The organism is Aquabacter spiritensis (assembly GCF_004346185.1).
Lineage (GTDB): Bacteria > Pseudomonadota > Alphaproteobacteria > Rhizobiales > Xanthobacteraceae > Aquabacter > Aquabacter spiritensis.
Genome location: NZ_SMAI01000017.1, coordinates 78713 through 96459, shown reverse-complemented (window position 1 = coordinate 96459; position 17747 = coordinate 78713). Strand labels below are relative to the sequence as shown.

Annotated in this window: 16 protein-coding genes; 12 read left to right on the top strand and 4 right to left on the bottom strand. The window is 70.5% G+C overall.

The genetic code is table 11. The annotated features are described in order from the left end of the window. Nucleotides 1-26: 26 nt before the first annotated feature. From EDC64_RS20895 to EDC64_RS20880, 4 genes are read right to left on the bottom strand one after another with little or no spacing between them, the layout of a single operon-like run. The gene (locus EDC64_RS20895) at nucleotides 27-704 is read right to left on the bottom strand and encodes an SRPBCC family protein (RefSeq protein ID WP_132035047.1); all 678 of its coding nucleotides are present in this window, start codon (nucleotides 702-704) and stop codon (nucleotides 27-29) included. Beyond that, nucleotides 704-1186 (bottom strand): (2Fe-2S)-binding protein, encoded by a 483-nt coding sequence (locus EDC64_RS20890; protein ID WP_132035044.1) that lies wholly within the window; start codon nucleotides 1184-1186, stop codon nucleotides 704-706. The genes EDC64_RS20895 and EDC64_RS20890 overlap by 1 nt, the downstream gene beginning before the upstream one ends. Next, complete coding sequence (locus EDC64_RS20885) at nucleotides 1183-2004, bottom strand: FAD binding domain-containing protein (RefSeq protein WP_132035041.1); 822 nt, start codon at nucleotides 2002-2004, stop codon at nucleotides 1183-1185. The genes EDC64_RS20890 and EDC64_RS20885 overlap by 4 nt, the downstream gene beginning before the upstream one ends. Next, complete coding sequence (locus tag EDC64_RS20880; protein WP_132035038.1) at nucleotides 2001-4379, bottom strand: xanthine dehydrogenase family protein molybdopterin-binding subunit; 2379 nt, start codon at nucleotides 4377-4379, stop codon at nucleotides 2001-2003. The genes EDC64_RS20885 and EDC64_RS20880 overlap by 4 nt, the downstream gene beginning before the upstream one ends. A 176-nt stretch (nucleotides 4380-4555) precedes the next feature. Between EDC64_RS20880 and EDC64_RS20875 the strand changes: the two genes are divergently transcribed. The 12 genes from EDC64_RS20875 (at nucleotide 4556) to EDC64_RS20820 (ending at nucleotide 17744) form a co-directional block, all read left to right on the top strand. Continuing rightward, nucleotides 4556-5269, top strand: a complete 714-nt coding sequence (locus EDC64_RS20875; protein WP_165933841.1) for a GntR family transcriptional regulator — start codon at nucleotides 4556-4558, stop codon at nucleotides 5267-5269. A 248-nt stretch (nucleotides 5270-5517) separates the two neighbouring features. Then, nucleotides 5518-7437: a methyl-accepting chemotaxis protein gene (locus EDC64_RS20870; protein ID WP_132035032.1), complete on the top strand. Its 1920-nt coding sequence runs from the start codon at nucleotides 5518-5520 to the stop codon at nucleotides 7435-7437. Beyond that, nucleotides 7430-8950, top strand: a complete 1521-nt coding sequence (locus EDC64_RS20865) for a chemotaxis protein CheW (RefSeq protein ID WP_132035029.1) — start codon at nucleotides 7430-7432, stop codon at nucleotides 8948-8950. Before EDC64_RS20870 ends, EDC64_RS20865 begins: the two co-directional genes overlap by 8 nt. Continuing rightward, complete coding sequence (gene cheB, locus EDC64_RS20860) at nucleotides 8947-10035, top strand: chemotaxis-specific protein-glutamate methyltransferase CheB (RefSeq protein ID WP_132035027.1); 1089 nt, start codon at nucleotides 8947-8949, stop codon at nucleotides 10033-10035. The genes EDC64_RS20865 and cheB overlap by 4 nt, the downstream gene beginning before the upstream one ends. Continuing rightward, nucleotides 10026-10631 (top strand): HEAT repeat domain-containing protein, encoded by a 606-nt coding sequence (locus tag EDC64_RS20855; RefSeq protein ID WP_132035025.1) that lies wholly within the window; start codon nucleotides 10026-10028, stop codon nucleotides 10629-10631. Before cheB ends, EDC64_RS20855 begins: the two co-directional genes overlap by 10 nt. Nucleotide 10632: 1 nt before the next feature. After that, nucleotides 10633-11481, top strand: a complete 849-nt coding sequence (locus EDC64_RS20850; RefSeq protein ID WP_165933835.1) for a CheR family methyltransferase — start codon at nucleotides 10633-10635, stop codon at nucleotides 11479-11481. Further along, a complete protein-coding gene (locus EDC64_RS20845) occupies nucleotides 11474-11863 on the top strand; it encodes a response regulator (RefSeq protein ID WP_132035021.1) in 390 nt (129 codons plus the stop codon). Before EDC64_RS20850 ends, EDC64_RS20845 begins: the two co-directional genes overlap by 8 nt. Next, nucleotides 11860-14070 (top strand): chemotaxis protein CheA, encoded by a 2211-nt coding sequence (locus EDC64_RS20840; RefSeq protein WP_245504821.1) that lies wholly within the window; start codon nucleotides 11860-11862, stop codon nucleotides 14068-14070. The genes EDC64_RS20845 and EDC64_RS20840 overlap by 4 nt, the downstream gene beginning before the upstream one ends. Beyond that, nucleotides 14070-14345, top strand: a complete 276-nt coding sequence (locus EDC64_RS20835) for a hypothetical protein (protein ID WP_132035018.1) — start codon at nucleotides 14070-14072, stop codon at nucleotides 14343-14345. Before EDC64_RS20840 ends, EDC64_RS20835 begins: the two co-directional genes overlap by 1 nt. A 51-nt stretch (nucleotides 14346-14396) precedes the next feature. Next, entirely contained in the window at nucleotides 14397-14783 is a 387-nt protein-coding gene (locus EDC64_RS20830) for a response regulator transcription factor (RefSeq protein WP_132035017.1), read from the top strand. After that, a complete protein-coding gene (locus tag EDC64_RS20825; RefSeq protein ID WP_132035016.1) occupies nucleotides 14780-15418 on the top strand; it encodes a chemotaxis protein CheX in 639 nt (212 codons plus the stop codon). The genes EDC64_RS20830 and EDC64_RS20825 overlap by 4 nt, the downstream gene beginning before the upstream one ends. Before the next feature lie 4 nt (nucleotides 15419-15422). Then, nucleotides 15423-17744: a PAS domain S-box protein gene (locus EDC64_RS20820; protein ID WP_132035015.1), complete on the top strand. Its 2322-nt coding sequence runs from the start codon at nucleotides 15423-15425 to the stop codon at nucleotides 17742-17744. Nucleotides 17745-17747: the final 3 nt, after the last annotated feature.

The window sequence follows — 17747 nt, the reverse complement described above, 5'->3', positions numbered from 1 at the left end:
TGTCGGGTGCGGTTGATCCGCTTTCTTCAGGCGCCGCGGCCGAACAGCCGGCGGAAAAAGCCGGCGATCCGATCGCGCAGAATGGCGACGAACAGGCTGCCGCCATCGAGCGGCCGGGCGGCACCGGACGGTGCGGCCCGGTCGGAGTGGGAGTGACCGGACGCCGCGTGGGGCCGCTCCGCCGACGGCGGCTCCGGCGCAGCGGGCTGCGGCACGGCGGGGGATTCGCCGCGCGGCGCGGCCTCCGCCGCGGGCGCGGCGGAAGCGAGGCGGTCGCGGAAGTTCCGCACGAACTCGGCGGTGATGCGGTTGGCGATCTCCTGGACGATGCCGGCTTTGCCGAACTGCGCGAGCGCACCCGCCAGATTGACCGTGCACACCACATGGACGCGGGTCCCGCCGTCGGTCTGCGCCAGCTTGTAGGTCATGCTGCCGGTGACCCGCGACGCCGAGCGCGCATCCGCGCCCTTGCCGGAGACGACGGCGCTCCAGTCCGCCGGATTGCGCGCGATCTCGACCTCGCCCACGAAGGTCGCCGCCAGCGGCCCGACCTTCACCTTGAACGACCCCTTGTGGCGGTCCTCGCCCAATTCCTCCAGCAGCGCCGCGCCCGGCAGACAGTCCGCGACCAGGCGGACATCGCTCATCGCGGCCCAGACCGCCGGGCGGGGCGCAGGAAGCTCGAAAGTCTGCTCGATCTGCATCACGCCTCCTCGGCCTGTTCGAGCGCGGCGGCGGCATGCTGGATCGACCGGACGATGCCCTGATAGCCGGTGCAGCGGCACAGATTGCCGCTGATGCCCGCGCGAATCTCGGCGGCGTCCGGCGCCGGCTTGCGGGCGAGAAGATCGAGGGTCGTGATCAGCATGCCGGGGGTGCAGAAGCCGCATTGCAACCCGTGCTTCTGATGAAAGCTCTCCTTGATCACCGCCATGCGCGGGTCGTCCGCCAGCCCTTCCAGGGTGCGGATGTCGGCGCCGTCGGCGGCCACCGCGAGCAGGATGCAGGCGCGCGCCGGCGCGCCGTCGACCAGCACCGTGCAGGCCCCGCAGACGCCGTGCTCGCAGCCGAGATGGGTCGCCGTCAGCCGGAGATGCTCGCGCAGGAAGTCCGCGAGATGCAGGCGCGGCTCGACCAGCGCTTCGACGCGTTCGCCGTTCACGGTCAGGGAGATCGGCAGCTTCATGACCGGGCCTCGGCAATGGCGCGCGTGACGGCGGTCGCGTGCAGAAGGAGATCGGCGGGTGTGAAGTCACGATCCGAACCGGCGAGTTCCACCGCGACGGTCTGTTCGAGGGCCGCCTTGGCCGTGCCCGCGCCCGCCGCCGCCGCGGTCGCAGGCAGGAGCAGCGGCGCGCCGTCCAGCGCACCGAGCACGACACGGCTTTCGCCGCGCGCCGGATCGATCAGCGCGACGACCAGCGTTTCGGCATATTCCCCCACCTTGACCGCGACCTTGCAGACGCCCCAGCGGGTCGTCTGGGGCAGGCGCCGCACCCGCACCGCGGTCAGAAGCTCGGTCGGCTCCAGCACCGTGAAATAGGGACCGAGCACGAAGTCCTCCGCCCGCACCCAGCGCGTCCCCGCGGCACCGGCAATGCCGATCTCGGCATCGAGCGCGACCACCGTGGTGAGCCAGTCGGCGGCCGGATCGGCGAGCGCCAGAGCGCCGCCGATCGTGCCGCGATTGCGAACCGCGCGATACGCGATGCCCCCGGCGACATGGCGCATCAAACCGCGCGTCACGTCCGGCACCTGTCCGTCCTCGAACGCGGCATGGGTGAGGAGCGCGCCATAGACCGCGCCGTCCGGCGTCTCGGTGGCTCCGGCGAGTTCCGGGACGCCGCGCAGTTCCACCAAGGCGTCGACCGGCGTCAGACGTAGATTCAGCATCGGCACCAGCGACTGGCCGCCGGCCAGCGGGCGGGCCTCGCCGGTCGCGAGACAGGCGAGCGCGTCGGCGAGCGAAGCGGGGCGGTGGAAGGCGAAGGGGGCGGGCTTCATGCCACGACCTCCGTTTTCGCACGCGGCGCGGCCGCCAAGGCTTCCCGTACCCGCAGCGGCGTCACCGGCGTGCAAGCGAGTTCGACCCCACGCCTGCGCAGGGCGTCGTTGAGCGCATTGACCACGGCCGCCGGCGGCGAGATCGCGCCCCCCTCCCCCATGCCCTTGATGCCGAAGCGGGTGTGCGGCGAGGGCGTTTCCATGTGCAGGACCCGGACATCCGGCACCTCGCAGGCGCCGGGGATCATGTAGTCGAGAAAGGTCGAGGCGAGCGGCTGGCCGTTCTCGTCATAGGGGATTTCCTCGAACAGCGCCGTGCCGAGCCCCTGCGCGACGCCGCCGACGACCTGCGCTTCGACGAGGAGCGGGTTCACCATGGTCCCGCAATCGTGGCAGACCACGTAATCGAGGATTTCGATCAGGCCCGTGCCGGGATCCACCGCCAGGGTGCAGGCATGGGTGGCGTAGGAAAAGGCCCCGGTCGAGCGCCCCGGCTGGTAGACCGCGCTCTCCTCGAGCGCCGGATCCTCGCCCTCCGGCAGGCGCTCGGGATGGAGATAGGCGGCGTCGGCGATCTGCGCGAACGAGACGAACTGTTCGCCGAACCAGACCTGCCCGCCCGCGAGCCGCACCGCCTCGCGCGGCGCCTGGAGCAGATGCGCGCCGATGCGGCGGATCTTCTCCGCCATCCGCGCGCAGGCGAGCGACACCGCCCCGCCCGCCATGGTCATGGAGCGCGACGCGAAGGTCCCCATGCCGTAGGGCGAAAGCGAGCTGTCGCCGTGGCGCACAACCACGTCGGCGACCGGAATGCCGAGTTCCTGGTGCGCCACCTGTGCCAAGGTCGTCTCGAGACCCTGGCCGTGATTCTGGATGCCGACATGCAGGATCAGCTTGCCGTCCGGGGTGAAGCGGGCGAGCGCCGGCTCATAGCCGAACACCACGGGAAGGCCACGCGCCACCCATTCCGCCGTGCCGTGGGCCGATTGTTCGGTATAGCTCGCCATGCCGAAGCCGATCAGGCGGCCGTCCGGCTCGCCCCGCCCCTGGCGCGCGCGCACCGCGGCGAGATCGATGGCGGCGACGGCCCGCCGGGCGCATTCGGGATAGTCGCCGCTGTCGTAGAGTTTGCCGGTGACGGAGCGGTAGGGCATCGCGTCCGGCGCGACCATGTTCTCGATCCGCACGTCGGCGGGCTCCCGCCCGGCGGCGCGCGCGACCGCGTCGATCAGGGTCTCGATCGCGAAGGCGGCACCGGTGCGCCCGACGCCGCGATAGGGGCCGAGCGGCGACTTGTTGGTGCAGACCGTGACCGCCGTGCCGTCATAGACCGGAATGTCGTAGGGGCCGGTCATGATGCCGGCCGACATGCCGGCCTCCATCGCCGCGGTCCAGGGCCATACGGAATAGGCACCGGCATCCACCCGCACCCGTGCCTTCAGGCCGAGCAGCCTGCCGCGCGCATCCGCATAGGCGGTCAGATCGTAGCGGTGCTCGCGGGCGTGGGGCGAGGCGACGAGATGTTCGCGCCGGTCCTCGACCCAGCGCAGCGGCTTGCCCAGCTTGAGCGCCAGCGCCGCCACGGCCAATTCTTCCGGGTTGAAATTGTTCTTGATGCCGAAGCCGCCGCCGACATCGGGCGCGACCACCCGCAGCTTGCTCTCGGCGAGACCCAGCGCGCGGGCGAGGATGGTGCGGATGACATGGGGGAACTGGGTCGAGGAATAGACCACGAGTTCGTCCATGCGCCGGTCGTGATGCGCGATCACGCCCCGGCCCTCCAGCGACACGCCGGCATGTCGGCCCATGGCGAGGGTGCGATGGACGGTGATCGCCGCGTCGCGTTCCGCGGCCGCAAGATCCCCGACCGCGATCCGGGTCTCGACCACGACATTGTCCGCCCAATGCTCGTGGACGCGCGGCGCGTCCGGCGCGAGCGCCACGTCCATGTCCCAGAGCGGCGGCAATTCCTCGAAATCGACCTGGATGGACTGGGCAATGTCCTCCGCCTCGGCGCGCGTCGGCGCGAGGCAGATCGCGATCATCTCGCCGACGAACCGCACCTTCTCCACGGCGAGCGCGGGATAGTCGGAGGCCTTGAAGCCGGGGGCCGCGCCGACCGCCGAGATCGGCTGGGCGAACGCGATGTCGGAGGCGAGGAAGACCCGTCCGCGATGCGCCTCGGGAATCGCGATGCCGCGGATTCGGGCATGGGCGAGCGGGGAGCGCAGAAAGGCGACTTCGAGCAGGCCGGGCAGCTGGATGTCGGCGAGATATTCGCCTTTGCCATCGAGGAAGCGGCGGTCCTCGTTGCGCAGGACCGGAGCGCCGACGCCTTGGCCGGTATTCGGATCAGCCGCGGCGGCTGCATTCATTTTCCGCTCCGGTGTTTGTTTTTAGTCAATTTCGTATACGATATTTCGTTGCTCGAAAGCCTGTCAAGAGCGCTTGAGACGGTTCCGGCAATCAGGCATAGATGGCTGCGGGGCGGGTGACGGGCGGCGGCTGGAGGCCGCTCCGGAAACCGCCTTCGCCCGACGGGACGGAGGTCATGGCCGAGCAGGATCAAACCGGGAGCGCCACGGAGATCGAGCGCGACGACAGCGCCCTCGTCATGCGCGAACCGATCCACGACCAGATCCTCCCGCACATCCGGCGCGCCATCGTCGAGAGCCGGTTCGGACCGGGCGAACGGCTGTCCGAGCCGCTGCTGTGCCGGCAATACGGCATTTCCCGCACGCCGCTGCGCCAGGTCCTGAAATCGCTCGAAGCGGAGGGCCTGGTCCGGCTCGTGCCGCATGTCGGGGCGATCGTCACCGATCCCGACGTCGAGGATCTCGGCGAGAAGATGGACGTGCTGATGGCGCTCGAGCAGCTCGCCGCGACCCGCGTCGCGCAGGCCCGGCGGCCGCGCGCGGTGGCACGGATCCAGCGGATCTACGACAAGATGTGCAAGGCTGCCGAGACCGGCGACGCCGCCGCCTATTACCAGCTCAACGACACGTTCCACCGCGCGATCGTCACCGGCTGCGAGAACGCGACGCTCGAGACGATGCACCAGAACATCATGTGGCACGTCCATCGCGAGCGCCACCGCGTGAACACCCACGAGCCCTTCTCCGTCCATGCCGCCGAGCACCATGCGGCCATCGTCGACGCGATCGCCGCGGGCGACGGCGACGCGGCCGGCCGCGCGATGCGCCAGCATCTGGAGGATGTCGCCCGCGTGCTGATGGCGCACCGCAAGGCCCATGGCGGCGCCTGACCGGGGACCGCACGATCAGCCTTGCCGCCCCGGCCGTCCTTTTGCATTCTTTCGACGCCGTCACTCAAAAACATGGTCATCGTCCGTGTATGCGCGCAGACGATGCGTGGAAGACGGCGCGAATGCTCAAGCTCAAGCAAAGCAGGCCGGCCGAATTGCCCTTGCCTTTTCCGCATGATCATCATCACTGATAATCATGTTCCCCACTGCGGCCTCCGTGTCGCGGCCTCTTCCCAAGCGAGCGCAGGATGGCTCTGGTCAAAAGCTCAAAACTCGCCCCGCGTGCCGCGCCGTCGGATGCCGGCGTGACGGCGCCCGCCGCCCCACGTGCCGCCGGGCGGCGCAAGAGCCCGGCGAAGACCGTGCACGCCAAACTGTCCGAACGCCTCGCCGCCGCCGCCGAGCAGCTCGCCAGCGGGATCGGCGAAGCCTCCGCCGCGGCCGAGGAACTGCGCCGGGCCATGGAACAGACCGCGGCCGGTGCGGAGGAAGCCGCCGGCGCCTCGCAGCAGCAGCTCGCCGCTCTGCTTCAGGTGACGCGGGACTTCGCCACCGCCCAGCTCCATGCGGAAACCTCCCGCCGCAAGACCGAGGCGGTGCAGGACGTCCTGTCCGAAACCACCACGAAGGTCGCGACCATCGTGCAGGCCATCGAACGCAATGCCGCACGCCAGAGCGAGACCGTGCGCGTCATCGCGACCCTGGAGGAACGGGCGCAGGCGATCGGCGACATCAGCCGGACCGTCAGCAGCCTCGCCGATCAGACCAATATGCTGGCGCTGAATGCCGCCATCGAGGCGGCGCGGGCCGGGGACCACGGGCGCGGCTTCGCGGTCGTCGCCGAGGAGGTGCGCGGCCTCGCCGAGCAGTCGGACCTGAGCGCGCAGACGGTGCAGGGGCTGGCCGACGACATCGGCACCGAAGTCCGCACCGTCGCCGCCTCGATCCAGGCCTCGGCCCACAAGGCGGCCGCGGAGGCCGCGGCGGGCGGCGCGGTGGCGGAGACCCTGGACGCGATCCGGCAGGACATGACCCGCATCGCCGAGGGCAGTGCCGACACGCTCACCTCCGCCATCGAGGCCGCACACGCCGCGGCGGAGGCCCAGCGCGGCGCGGAACAGGTGGCGGCGGCGGCGGAGCAGCAGGCGGCGGCCGCCGCCGAGGCGCAGCAAGCCATTCTCCAGCAGGCTCAATCGCTCGACCAGGGGCAGATCGCGGCGCGGATGCTCGCGACCCTGACCGAATCCGTGCGGACCGGCGGCGCCGACGGCGCGGCAGCCGAGCAGATCGGCGCGACCGCCGAGGAACTGTCCGCCACCATCCAGGAACTTTCGAGCGCCGCCAGCCAGATCATGGCGGCGGTCGAGCAGATCAATCGCGGCTCCCACCAGCAGGCGGCGGCCACCCAACAGACCGCGACGGCCCTCGCCCAGATCGTGGCCGGCGCGACTTTGGCCCGGGAGAACGCCATCCGGGCGGGGGAGCGAATCCAGCTCATGACCACGGCCCTGACGGAGAGCCGCACCGCGATCGAGAGCCTGTCGAAGGGGATGAATGCGGCGCTGGAAGCCACGCGGGACAATCTCGCAGCCATCCTGCGCACCGAAACGCTCGGACGGAACATCGAGAAGACGGTGGACGCGATCGCGCTCATCGCGGTTCAGACGACGATGCTCGCCGTCAGCGGGGCGATCGAGGCCGCGCGGGCCGGCGAGTTCGGCCGCGGCTTTTCCGTCGTCTCCAACGACATCCGCGCTCTGGCGCGCGAGGCCGCCGACGGCATGGGCAAGGTGAAGGATACGGTCCGCTCGATCCTCGACCAGGTCGCGGCGCTGAAGCGCGACCTCGAACAGGTCATCGTCACGGCCGAGGCCCAGATGCAGAACAACGGCGCCGTCTTCGCCACCCTGCAGAAGCTCGATGCCGATGTCGGGGCGCTCGGCACCGCCGGCGCGCAAATTCTGCAAGGTGCGGGCGACGTTCTCGCCGCGGTGGAGGAGACGGGGGTCGGGGCGCGACGCATTTCGGCCGCGGCCGAGGAGGCGAGCGCAGCCTCCAGCCAGGCAGCAGCCGCCGCGACCGAACAGGCCAAGGGCGCCGAGGATCTCGCCGCCGCGATCGAGGAGATCGCCGCCCTCGCCGACGAATTGAAGACCCAGAATGGCTGACCCCGCCCCCGATGCCCCCGGTCCGGGCGGGCGCCGGCGCTTCCTGACCTTCCGGTCGGACGCGCGGCTCTACGCCCTGCCGGTGGAGAAGGTGCGCGCGATCGTTCCCGTGCCGCCGGTGGCGCGCGTTCCCATGGCGCCGCCCAGCCTTCTCGGCATCGGCAATCTGCGCGGCGCGGCCGTTCCCGTCGTCAGCCTGCGGGCACTGCTCGCGGGCGGCCGCGAAGGCGTGGCCGCCGGCATCGCGCTGGTGCTGGACGGCGGTGCGCCCGTCGCGCTCGCGGTCGACCGGGTCGAAGGCCTCGTGACGGTCGCGGCCGGTGACATCGAGACCCGCACGGCGCGGCTCGCCGCCCTTCCCGGGGAACAATTGGATGGCGCCTTCGGCGCCGGCACGGGCGACACGGCGCCCCTCGCCAAGATCCTCGACATTGCGGGCCTGATCGGCAACGCCTTCACGCAGCGCACCCTGGAGCGCAGCCGTCCCCCGGCCGGCACGCGGCCCGCCGCCGCCGAACCCGTGCAGGCGACGGTCCAGCGCGCCCGGATGATCACGTTCGAGGTCGCATCCCAGGACTATGCCCTGTCTCTGGCCGACGCGCGGGAAGTCGTGCCCGCGCCGAAGCATCTCACCCGCCTGCCGCACGCCGAGGCGCTGGTGCTCGGCATGATGGCCCATCGCGGCACGCTGCTGCCGCTGTTCTCCCTGCGCGGCCTGCTCGGTCTGCCCCAAAGCGAGCCGTCGGACGGCGCGAAGGTGGTGGTCACCCGCGTGCGCGGCGCGACGGTCGGCCTCCTCGTCGACCGCCTGCGCGACGTCATGCCCGTCGATCCCACCCTCCTGGAACCGATGCCGGCCGCGCTGGCGGCACGGACCGGCGGCGAGACGCGGATCGGATCGATCTATCGGGCCGAGGCGGGCCGACGCCTGATCCTCGTCCTCACGCCGGAAACCTTGTTCGGGGAGGACGTCATGCAGCGGCTGGCGATGGAGACGGGGTCCGGCCCTTCGGCGGCGGAAGCCGAGCCCGTTGCCCCGCTCCACGTCGTCGTCTTCCGGCTCGGCGACGACGAATTCGGCCTTCCCGTCGCGTGCGTCGAAGAGGTCGCGGCGGTGCCGGAGCGGCTGACGCGGGTTCCCCGGACGCCGGCTTTCCTGGAGGGCGTCGTCAATCTCCGGGGCGAGGTGCTGCCCGTCATCGACCAGCGCCGGCGCTTCGGCATGCCGGCCCTGGAGACGGCCGCCGGCCGGCGGCTCGTGGTCGTGCGCACCGCCCGCCACCGCGCCGGGCTCATCGTCGACAGCGTCGTTCAGGTGCTGCGCTCGTCGCAGGACCGCATCGCGCCGGCGCCGGATCTCGCCGGCGAGGACAACCGGTTGGTCCATGGCGTGGTCAACCTGCCGGCAGAGGGGCGGATGGTGCTGCTGCTCGACCCGCAGGAGCTCCTGACGCGAACCGAGCAGGGCCTGCTGGAGGCCTTTGCCGCCCGCAAGAAGCCGGTGCGGGGGTGATCCGGATCCTCGTGGTGGACGATTCCGCTCTGGTGCGGAAGCTGCTGGGCCAGATTCTGTCGGCGGAGCCGGACTTCGCCGTCGAATTCGCCCGCAACGGCCTCGAAGCGCTCGACCAACTGGCCGCCTTCGCCCCCGATGTCATCACCCTCGACATCCACATGCCGCAGATGGACGGCCTCGCCTGCCTCGACCGCATCATGGTGGAGCGGCCGTGCCCGGTGGTCATGGTGTCCTCCCTGACGGCGGACGGCGCCGATGCGACTTTGGAGGCGCTGCGGCTCGGGGCGGTGGATTTCGTCACCAAGCCGCGCGGCGCGGTGTCGCTGCACATCGAGACCATGGCGGCCGCGCTGATCGCCAAGGTGCGGGCCGCAGCCCAGGCGAAGCTGAGAGCCAGCCTGCGGCTGAAGGATCGCGTCCGCCACCGCATCGGCGCCCGCCCCCCGACCGGCGCGGGACGCGAACGCGCCTCCCGGCGCCCGCGCCTGTCCGCGGCCTCGGGCGACGGCCTCGTTCTGGTCGGCACCTCCACCGGCGGGCCGCCGGCGCTCGAAACCCTCCTCACCGCGCTTCCCGCCGCGTTTCCCTGGCCGATTCTGGTGGCGCAGCACATGCCGGCGACCTTCACCGGCCCGCTGTCGCGCCGCCTCGACGGCCTGTGCGCCGTGACCGTGGCGGAGGTGACGCAGCCCACGCTGCTCCGGCCCGGCCATGTCTATGTCGGACGGGGCGATGCCGACCTCGTCGTGTCGCGGCGCGCGGCGGGCCTGGTGGCGATGGCGGCGCCGTCTCAGGCGGGTTATCCTTGGCATCCGAGCACGGACCGACTGGTGCGCAGCGCGATGGACCTCCTGCCGGCCGGCCAGCTCATCGGCGTGCTGATGACCGGGATGGGGAATGACGGAGCCGAGGCGATGGCGCTGCTTCACCACGCAGGCGGCCGGACCATCGCCGAATCGGAGGAGACCGCGGTCGTGTGGGGCATGCCCGGCGAACTGGTCCGGCGCGACGGCGCGGATTTCGTCGTGCCGCTCCCCGCGATCGCCGCCTGCCTGAGAGGATTGGTGCCGGCATGCCCCTGATCCGCCGCCCGTCCCCCGCCGCGCCCGATCCGGCGGCGCCCGCCCCCGCTTTCACCGGCGGCACGGCCGAAGAGCGGTGGGCAGCGGCGCGCGCCGCCGCCGGATCCGCCGAGGCCGTACCCACCCTCGCCGCCGCTCTGGCCACGGAGCCCGACATGCGGGTCCGCGAGGCCATCTTCACCAGTCTCGCCCTCATCGATACCGACGCCAGCGTGCAGGCCGTGCTCGCGCATGTGAGGTCGGACGATGCCGGCATGCGCACCGCGGCGCTCGATGCGCTCCGCGCCATGCCCAGGCGGGCCGGCCGGCATCTGCCGGCATTGCTGCGCGATCCGGACGCCGACGTCCGGATCCTCGCCTGCGACCTTTGCCGGAGCGTCGCCCCGCCGGAGCTGCACGCCCTTCTCGGGCCGCTGCTCGAGACCGAGCCCGAGGCCAATGTCTGTGCCGCGGCGGTCGAGGTCCTCGCAGATGGCGGCGGACCCGACATCCTCCCCGCTCTGTCGCGATGCGCCGCGCGGTTCGGCGGCGACCCGTTCCTGGCCTTCTCGATCAGAATCGCCGCCGCGCGCATCGCCGCGCAAAGATGCGGCTGACGTGAAACCGTCCCAGGAAACCGACGAGGAGTTCCGCAGGCTCTGCGACTTCCTCTATCGGCGCACCGGAATGATCTTCACGGACAGCAAGCGCTATTTCGTGCAAAGGCGGATCGCCGAACGCATGGGGGCGACCGGCTCGGCCTCCTTCGCCAGCTATTTCGCGCGGCTGCGCAGCGACATCGCCGGGGAGATCGAGCAATTCATCAATGCCTTCACCGTCAACGAGACCTATTTCTACCGCGAGGACCACCAGTTTCGCTGCCTCACCGCCGACCTTCTCGCCGCGCGTCTGAAGCACAAGACGCCGGGAGAGCCGATCCGCATCTGGTCGGCGCCCTGCGCGACCGGCGAGGAGCCCTATTCGATCGCCATCTGGCTCTTGGAGAACTGGCCGCAGGTCGACGCCTATGACGTGGAGATCGTCGGGTCGGACATCGATACCGCGGTTCTCGCGGCGGCCCGCAGCGGGCGCTATGGCCGGCGGGCGCTGATGCGGTTGTCGGAAGCGGTGGTGAAAAAGTATTTCGCCCCGATCGGACCGGACGCCTGGCAGATCATCGACGAACTCCGCCAGTCCGTCGCCTTCACGCCGGTCAATCTGTCCGAACCGGGCCAGACCCGCGGCCACGGCGTCTTCGACGTGATCTTCTGCCGAAACATGCTGATCTATTTCGACGACGCATCACGCCGGGTGGCCGCAGAAAATCTGTTCGAGAACCTGGCGCCGGGCGGATATATTTGTCTCGGCCACACGGAATCGATGAGCCGCATCTCGCCTTTGTTCGACGTGTGCCGCTTTGCCGACGCCATCGTCTATCAGAAACCCGCAGGAGGTGCCCATGGCTGAGGCCGTCAGACGGCGGGTGCTGGTGGTCGACGATGCCGGTCTCGTCAGACGCTATTATCGCGAGGCGCTCGAAGCCGCCGGCTATCTCGTCGACGAGGCGCTGAACGGCCTCGAAGCGCTGGAGAAGCTCCTGCTCCAGCCGGCCGACCTCGTGGTGGTCGACGTGAACATGCCGCAGATGGACGGCTTCACCTTTCTCAAGGCGCTGCGGCGGCAGGCCGCGCCGCTGTGCGCCATTCCCGCGCTCGTCATCAGCACCGAATCCGGCCCGCAGGATTTCGCGGCGGCGCAGGCGGCGGGCGCGAATTTCTACCTCGTCAAGCCGGTCAGCCAGGCGACCCTGACGGACTATGCCGATTTGATGTGCGGGGCCGGCGCATGAACGACCTGCTCCAGCAATTCCTCGTCGAATCCCGCGAACTGGTGGCGCAGGCCACCGACGATCTGCTCGCGCTGGAGCGCACCCCCGGCGACGCCGCCCGCTTCGACAGCGCGTTCCGCGCCTTTCATACGTTGAAGGGCGCCGCCGGCATCGTCGATTTCGACGCCATGGCACGCGCGCTGCACGCCGCGGAGGACGCCCTCGCCCGGGGACGCGGCGCGCCGATGCCCCCGGCGCACGTCGGCGACTATCTCTCCTGCCTCGACCAGGTGATCCAGTGGCTCGACCATTTGGAGGCGAGCGGCGCCCCGCCTGCCGACGCCGAGGCGCGCGCCGACCTGCTCGTGCGCCGCTTCGCCGAAGCCGCGGCTACGCCTGGCGACGCGGCGGGGGACGCGGCGGACGACACCGAGGCGGACCTCTGGGTCGACGGGCTTCTCGCCGCGGCGGGCGAGGCCCGCGCGCAGGCCCGCACCGCCCTGCGGCTGCGGCCGGCCGAAGACTGTTTCTTTCGCGGCGACGATCCCCTGGCTGTGATCGAGACCCTGCCGGGCCTTTTGGTGCTGCGCCTCGAACCCGCGGGGCCTTGGCCGCCGCGCGACGAGATCGATCCCTTCGCCTGCCGCCTGGTTGTTCTGGCGCTGCTCTCCGCGCCCGAAGCGACCCTCGCCTCCCATCTTCACACCGTGCACGGGCAGATGGACGTCGTCCCCCTCTCCCCCGCCGGTCCGCAGGACACCGCGCCGTCCGCTCTGCCGGCGGCGGCGCGCGCGCTGCTGGAGGCGCAACTCGCTCTGCTGTCGGACCGTGGCGCGGAGGCGGCGGCGGGGCGCATCGCCTCGGCCGGCCGGCTGGCCGAAAACGTCCTGCGCCGCGTCGGCGCCGCCGCTGCGGCGGAGGCGGTCGCGCGCGCCGCCGCGGCGAGCGCAGCAGCGGGGGATCCCGGCCCGCTCGCCGCCGCGATCCGGCAGGCCCTCGCCGGCGCGACGCAAGCGCCGGCCGCGACCGACGCGCCGCGCGCCGCCGCGATGGCGGACACTGCCCGGACGCTGCGGGTGGACGTCGCGCGCATCGACGCTCTGGTGAAGCTCACCGGAGAAGTCACGGTGGCGAAGAATGCCGTCGGCCATATCGCCCGGCTCGCCCAGACCGGCACGGATCTCCCGGCCCTCGCCGCGCGGCTGAAGGACCAGCACGCTCTGCTGGCGCGTCTGACCGACGAACTCCAAAGCGCGGTGCTGAACCTGCGGGTGCTCCCGCTCCGCCACGTGTTCCAGCGCTTCCCGCGCCTGGTGCGGGAAATCTCGGCCGACCTCGGCAAGCCGGTCCGGCTGGTGACGGAGGGCGAGGCCACGGAGGCGGACAAGGCCGTCGTCGAAGCCGTGTTCGAGCCGCTCCTCCATGTCGTGCGCAATGCACTCGACCACGGCATCGAGCCACCCGCCCGCCGCAGCGCCGCGGGGAAGCCGGCGGTCGCGACCCTCCGCCTTCACGCCGCACGCCAGGGGGAGCGCGTGGTGATCGCGGTCGCGGATGACGGCGGGGGGATCGACCTGCCCCGCGTGCGCCGGATCGCGGCCGAGCGCGGCGTGGCCGGTGCGGAGGCGGTGGCGGCGCTGAGCGATGCTGAAGCGATCGACCTGATCTTCCGGCCGGGCTTCTCGACGGCGGAAACCGTGACCGGTCTGTCGGGCCGCGGCGTCGGAATGGATGCGGTGCGCGCGGCCCTGGCGCGGATGGGCGGAAGCGTGGCCGTGGACAGCCGCACCGGGCACGGCACGACGGTCCGCTTCACCCTGCCCTTCACCGTCATGGTCACCCGGGTCATGACGGTCGAGGCCGGCGGGCAGGCCTTCGGCATTCCCATGGACGCGGTGGTGGAGACGGTCCGGGTGCCACGCGGGCGCATCGTGCGCGTCGGGGCCGCCGCGGCGTTCACGCTGCGCGAGCGGACCGTGCCGCTGCTGTCGCTGGCGCGCGAACTCGGCGGCCCGGCGGACGGCACCGCCTCGGCGGAGGCCCAGGTCGTCGTGATCGGCACGGACGGGCAGATCGGCGGGTTCGAGGTCGACCGGCTCGGCGAGCGGCTCGACGTCGTGCTCCAGCCCATGGACGGCATCCTGACCGGCATGCGCGGCATTGCCGGCACCACTCTCCTCGGCGATGGCCGCGTGCTTCTGGTCCTGGACGTGCAGGAGATGTTGTGATGCCGGTGCGGCGCCTCGACCCCGAAACCCTCGTCCTCGAAGGGCATTGCCCGGTCGAGGATGCGGAGGCCCTGCTGCGGCTCTTGTCCGCCACGCCCGACGCCTGCGTGGACTGGCGCGGCTGCGAGAGCGCCCATGCCGCACTGGTCCAGATCCTCCTCGCCACCGGCGCACGGCGCCGGGGACCACCGGCGGGCCCGTTCCTGCGCAGCTTCGTCGATCCCGCATTGGACGCGGCCTCTCCGAATGCATCTTTGTGCCGGTCCGGGAGTTAAGCTAGAAGAACGGCCGATCCTGCCTTTCCGACCTGCCCCGCCGGAGCGTTCATGAGCTGCACCGTACTGATCGTCGACGACAGCAAGCTGGCCCGGATGTCGGTCGCCAAATCCTTGCGGTCGCTGCACCCGGACTGGACGCATCTCGAGGCGGCCAATGCCGACGACGCGCTCGCCCAGGTCCGCAAGCACAAGGTCGATCTGGCGCTGCTGGACTTCAACATGCCGGGCCGCGACGGGCTGACCCTGGCGGCCGAACTGAAGGCGATCGATCCGAGCCTGCCCTTGGCGGTGGTGTCGGCCAATCATCAGGAAGAGATCATCCGCAAAGCGCAGGAGATCGGCGCCGTCTTTCTGGCCAAGCCGCTGACGGAAAAGGTTCTCGCTGAGTATCTGAGCGGGGCCGCAAGCCGGCGGAACGCGGCGGCGAAAGAATGAAAGACGCCGCGCCGATCCTCTCCGAGCTGGAACTGGACGCCCTCACCGAACTGGTCAATCTCGGCGTCAGCCGGGCCGCCTTGAGCCTGCGCGAGATGGTCGGCGAGCAGGTGCTCCTGTCCGTGCCCACGCTGGCTCTGGTCAGCTCCGCGCAGGCGATCGAGATCCTGAAGGAGCGCGAGGACCGCGACCTCGTGGCGGTCCACCAGGCGTTCGAAGGCGACATTGCCGGCCGCGCCATGCTGATCTTTCCCATGACCAAGAGCCTGGAACTGGTGCGGGCGGTCACGGGCGGGGAATTGCCGCTCGAAGACATCATCGAGCTGGAACAGGAAGCGCTCGCCGAAACCGGCAACATTATCCTGAACAGCTGCCTCGCGACGATTGCCAACCTGCTGCGACGCAACCTGAAAATGTCCTTGCCGGAAATCCTGCGCGGCGAGAGCGGCGACTTCTTCGCCCTCGGCCCGGGATCGCAGGCCGACGACATCGTCATGTTTCTCTATATCGACTTCGCGGTTCGGGAGCGGGACATTCGCGGTTATATTGCGATGCTGATGGACATGCCGTCGCTGACGGCGCTTAAAGAACTGCTCGGAGACTTCATCGAGCGGACCGTCGGCACACCCAACTGAGACCATGACTGGATCGGGGCACACCTTTTGGGGCGACGTGGCCGACGCCCAGGACACCGGGCTGATCGTGGTCGATACCGCGCGCCACGTCGTGGTCTGGAACGCCTGGCTCGCGGCCGCGAGCGGGATCGCGTCCGCCGCCGCGATCGGCAAGCCCCTGGATGGTCTCTTTCCCGGCACCGATATGCGCTGGATCTCCTCGGCTGTCACGCAAGCCCTGGAGGCCGGCGCGTCCGCCTTCCTGACCCATACGCTCCACCCGAACCTTCTGCCGCTGCGCACCCGGGCCGGGGCCGAACTGTTCCACAACGTCACCGTTCGGCCGGTGGGGGAGCGCCCTTATGGCTGGTGCCTGATCCAGATCGCCGACATCACCATGGCGGTGCATCGCGAGCGGGTGCTCCGCGAGCGCCAGAATGCGCGCTACGACGCGGTGATGAACAGCGCCTCCGACGCGATCCTGACCCTCGATGCCGGCGGGATCATCCAGTTCGCCAATATCGCGGCGGCGAGCAAGCTCGGATACGCGGAGAATGCGCTGCTCAACCAGCCGTTCGAGCCGCTTCTGCCCGACCGCGCGGCGTGGTCGGACGCCTGGAAGACGGTGCTCGCGGACGGCACCTTCCCCCACCCGATCGAGATCGTCGTGCGGCGCCGCGACGGCTCGCTGTCTTACATGGAGGCGACCGCCTCCAAATGGCTCAGCAATTCGCGGGTGTTCGTCACCGCGATCCTGCGCGACGTCAACGAGCGGCGCGCTGCGGAAGAGGCGCTGCGACACCTCAACCAGACCCTCGAACGCCGGGTGGCGGAACGCACCGCCGACCGCGACCGCATGTGGCGGCTCTCGACCGACGTAATGATGGTCGCCCAGTTCGACGGCACCATCACCGCCATCAATCCGGCGTGGGGGCCGCTCTTCGGCTGGACCGAGGAGACATTGGTCGGGGCCGATATCGTGGACTTCGTCGCCGAGGAGGACCGGGACGGCTTCCGCGCCATTCTCGACTCCTTCTCCCAGGTGCGCACGCCGCGTCTGTTCGAATTGCGCATCCGGACCCGGACCAACGACTATCGGCGCGTCGCCTGGAGCGCGGTCGCCGCCGATGGCCGCCTTCAGGCGGTGGGCCGCGACGTGACCGCCGAGCGCGAGGCCGAGCAGGCGCTGCGCGATGCCGAGGAAGGCCTGCGGCAATCCCAGAAGATGGAGGCGATCGGTCAGCTGACCGGCGGCATCGCCCACGACTTCAACAATCTCCTGACCGGGATCATCGGCGCGCTCGACCTCGTCAACCGGCGGATCAAGGCCGGCCAGACCCACGACGTGCAGCCCTTCATGGATGCCGCCTCGGCCTCGGCGAACCGCGCGGCCGCCCTGACCCACCGGCTGCTCGCCTTCGCCCGCCGCCAGCCGCTCGATCCCAAGGCGGTGAACGCCAACGAGCTGATCCGCGGCATGGAGGACCTGTTCACGCGCTCGCTCGGCGAACAGATCCGGCTGCGGACCGATCTCGCGCCCGATCTCTGGCCCACCCTGTCCGACGCGAACCAGTTGGAGAATGCGCTCCTCAATCTCGCGATCAATGCGCGTGACGCCATGCCGGACGGCGGGGCGCTGACCATCTCCACGACGAACACCGTGGTTGCACGGGCCGAGCGGCATGGCCAGGATGTCCTCGAACCCGGGCACTATACGTTGATCGAGGTGCAGGACACCGGCGCGGGCATGGAGCCGGAGGTTCTGGCCAAGGTGTTCGAGCCGTTCTTCACCACCAAGCCGATCGGCCAGGGCACCGGGCTCGGCCTCTCGATGATCTACGGCTTCGCCAAGCAGTCGCGCGGCCATGTGCGGATCGAGAGCCAGCCCGGAGCGGGCACGCAGGTCCGTCTCTATCTGCCGCGACACAAAGGCCAATTGGCGAACGAAGCGCCGCTTATGGTCGCCCAGAGCCCGAACGGCTCCGGCGAAGCGGTCCTCCTGGTCGAGGACGACCCGGCGGTGCGCCTGCTGATCGGCGAAGTCCTGCGCGACCTCGGTTATGCCTGCATCGAGGCCGGCGATGCGCCGGCCGCGCTGCCCATCCTGGCCTCCGACATCCGCCTGGATTTGATGATCACGGATGTCGGCCTGCCGGGCATGAACGGCCGGCAATTGGCGACGCTCGCGCGCGGGCACCGGCCGAGCCTGAAGATCCTGTTCGTGACCGGCTACACCGAACGCGCCGTCGAGCAGGCGCGCTTCCTGGGACCTGGGATGGAGATGATCTCCAAGCCCTTCACGCTCGACGCCCTGGCGCAAAAGATCAATGGAATGATCGCCGGCTAGAGC

Bases quoted from the DNA above. Each gene is read 5' to 3' on its own strand.
- EDC64_RS20895 (WP_132035047.1), bottom strand. From the start codon at position 704: ATGCAGATCGAGCAGACTTTCGAGCTTCCTGCGCCCCGCCCGGCGGTC.
- EDC64_RS20890 (WP_132035044.1), bottom strand. From the start codon at position 1,186: ATGAAGCTGCCGATCTCCCTGACCGTGAACGGCGAACGCGTCGAAGCG.
- EDC64_RS20885 (WP_132035041.1), bottom strand. From the start codon at position 2,004: ATGAAGCCCGCCCCCTTCGCCTTCCACCGCCCCGCTTCGCTCGCCGAC.
- EDC64_RS20880 (WP_132035038.1), bottom strand. From the start codon at position 4,379: ATGAATGCAGCCGCCGCGGCTGATCCGAATACCGGCCAAGGCGTCGGC.
- EDC64_RS20875 (WP_165933841.1), top strand. From the start codon at position 4,556: ATGGCCGAGCAGGATCAAACCGGGAGCGCCACGGAGATCGAGCGCGAC.
- EDC64_RS20870 (WP_132035032.1), top strand. From the start codon at position 5,518: ATGGCTCTGGTCAAAAGCTCAAAACTCGCCCCGCGTGCCGCGCCGTCG.
- EDC64_RS20865 (WP_132035029.1), top strand. From the start codon at position 7,430: ATGGCTGACCCCGCCCCCGATGCCCCCGGTCCGGGCGGGCGCCGGCGC.
- EDC64_RS20855 (WP_132035025.1), top strand. From the start codon at position 10,026: ATGCCCCTGATCCGCCGCCCGTCCCCCGCCGCGCCCGATCCGGCGGCG.
- EDC64_RS20845 (WP_132035021.1), top strand. From the start codon at position 11,474: ATGGCTGAGGCCGTCAGACGGCGGGTGCTGGTGGTCGACGATGCCGGT.
- EDC64_RS20840 (WP_245504821.1), top strand. From the start codon at position 11,860: ATGAACGACCTGCTCCAGCAATTCCTCGTCGAATCCCGCGAACTGGTG.
- EDC64_RS20835 (WP_132035018.1), top strand. From the start codon at position 14,070: ATGCCGGTGCGGCGCCTCGACCCCGAAACCCTCGTCCTCGAAGGGCAT.
- EDC64_RS20830 (WP_132035017.1), top strand. From the start codon at position 14,397: ATGAGCTGCACCGTACTGATCGTCGACGACAGCAAGCTGGCCCGGATG.
- EDC64_RS20825 (WP_132035016.1), top strand. From the start codon at position 14,780: ATGAAAGACGCCGCGCCGATCCTCTCCGAGCTGGAACTGGACGCCCTC.
- EDC64_RS20820 (WP_132035015.1), top strand. From the start codon at position 15,423: ATGACTGGATCGGGGCACACCTTTTGGGGCGACGTGGCCGACGCCCAG.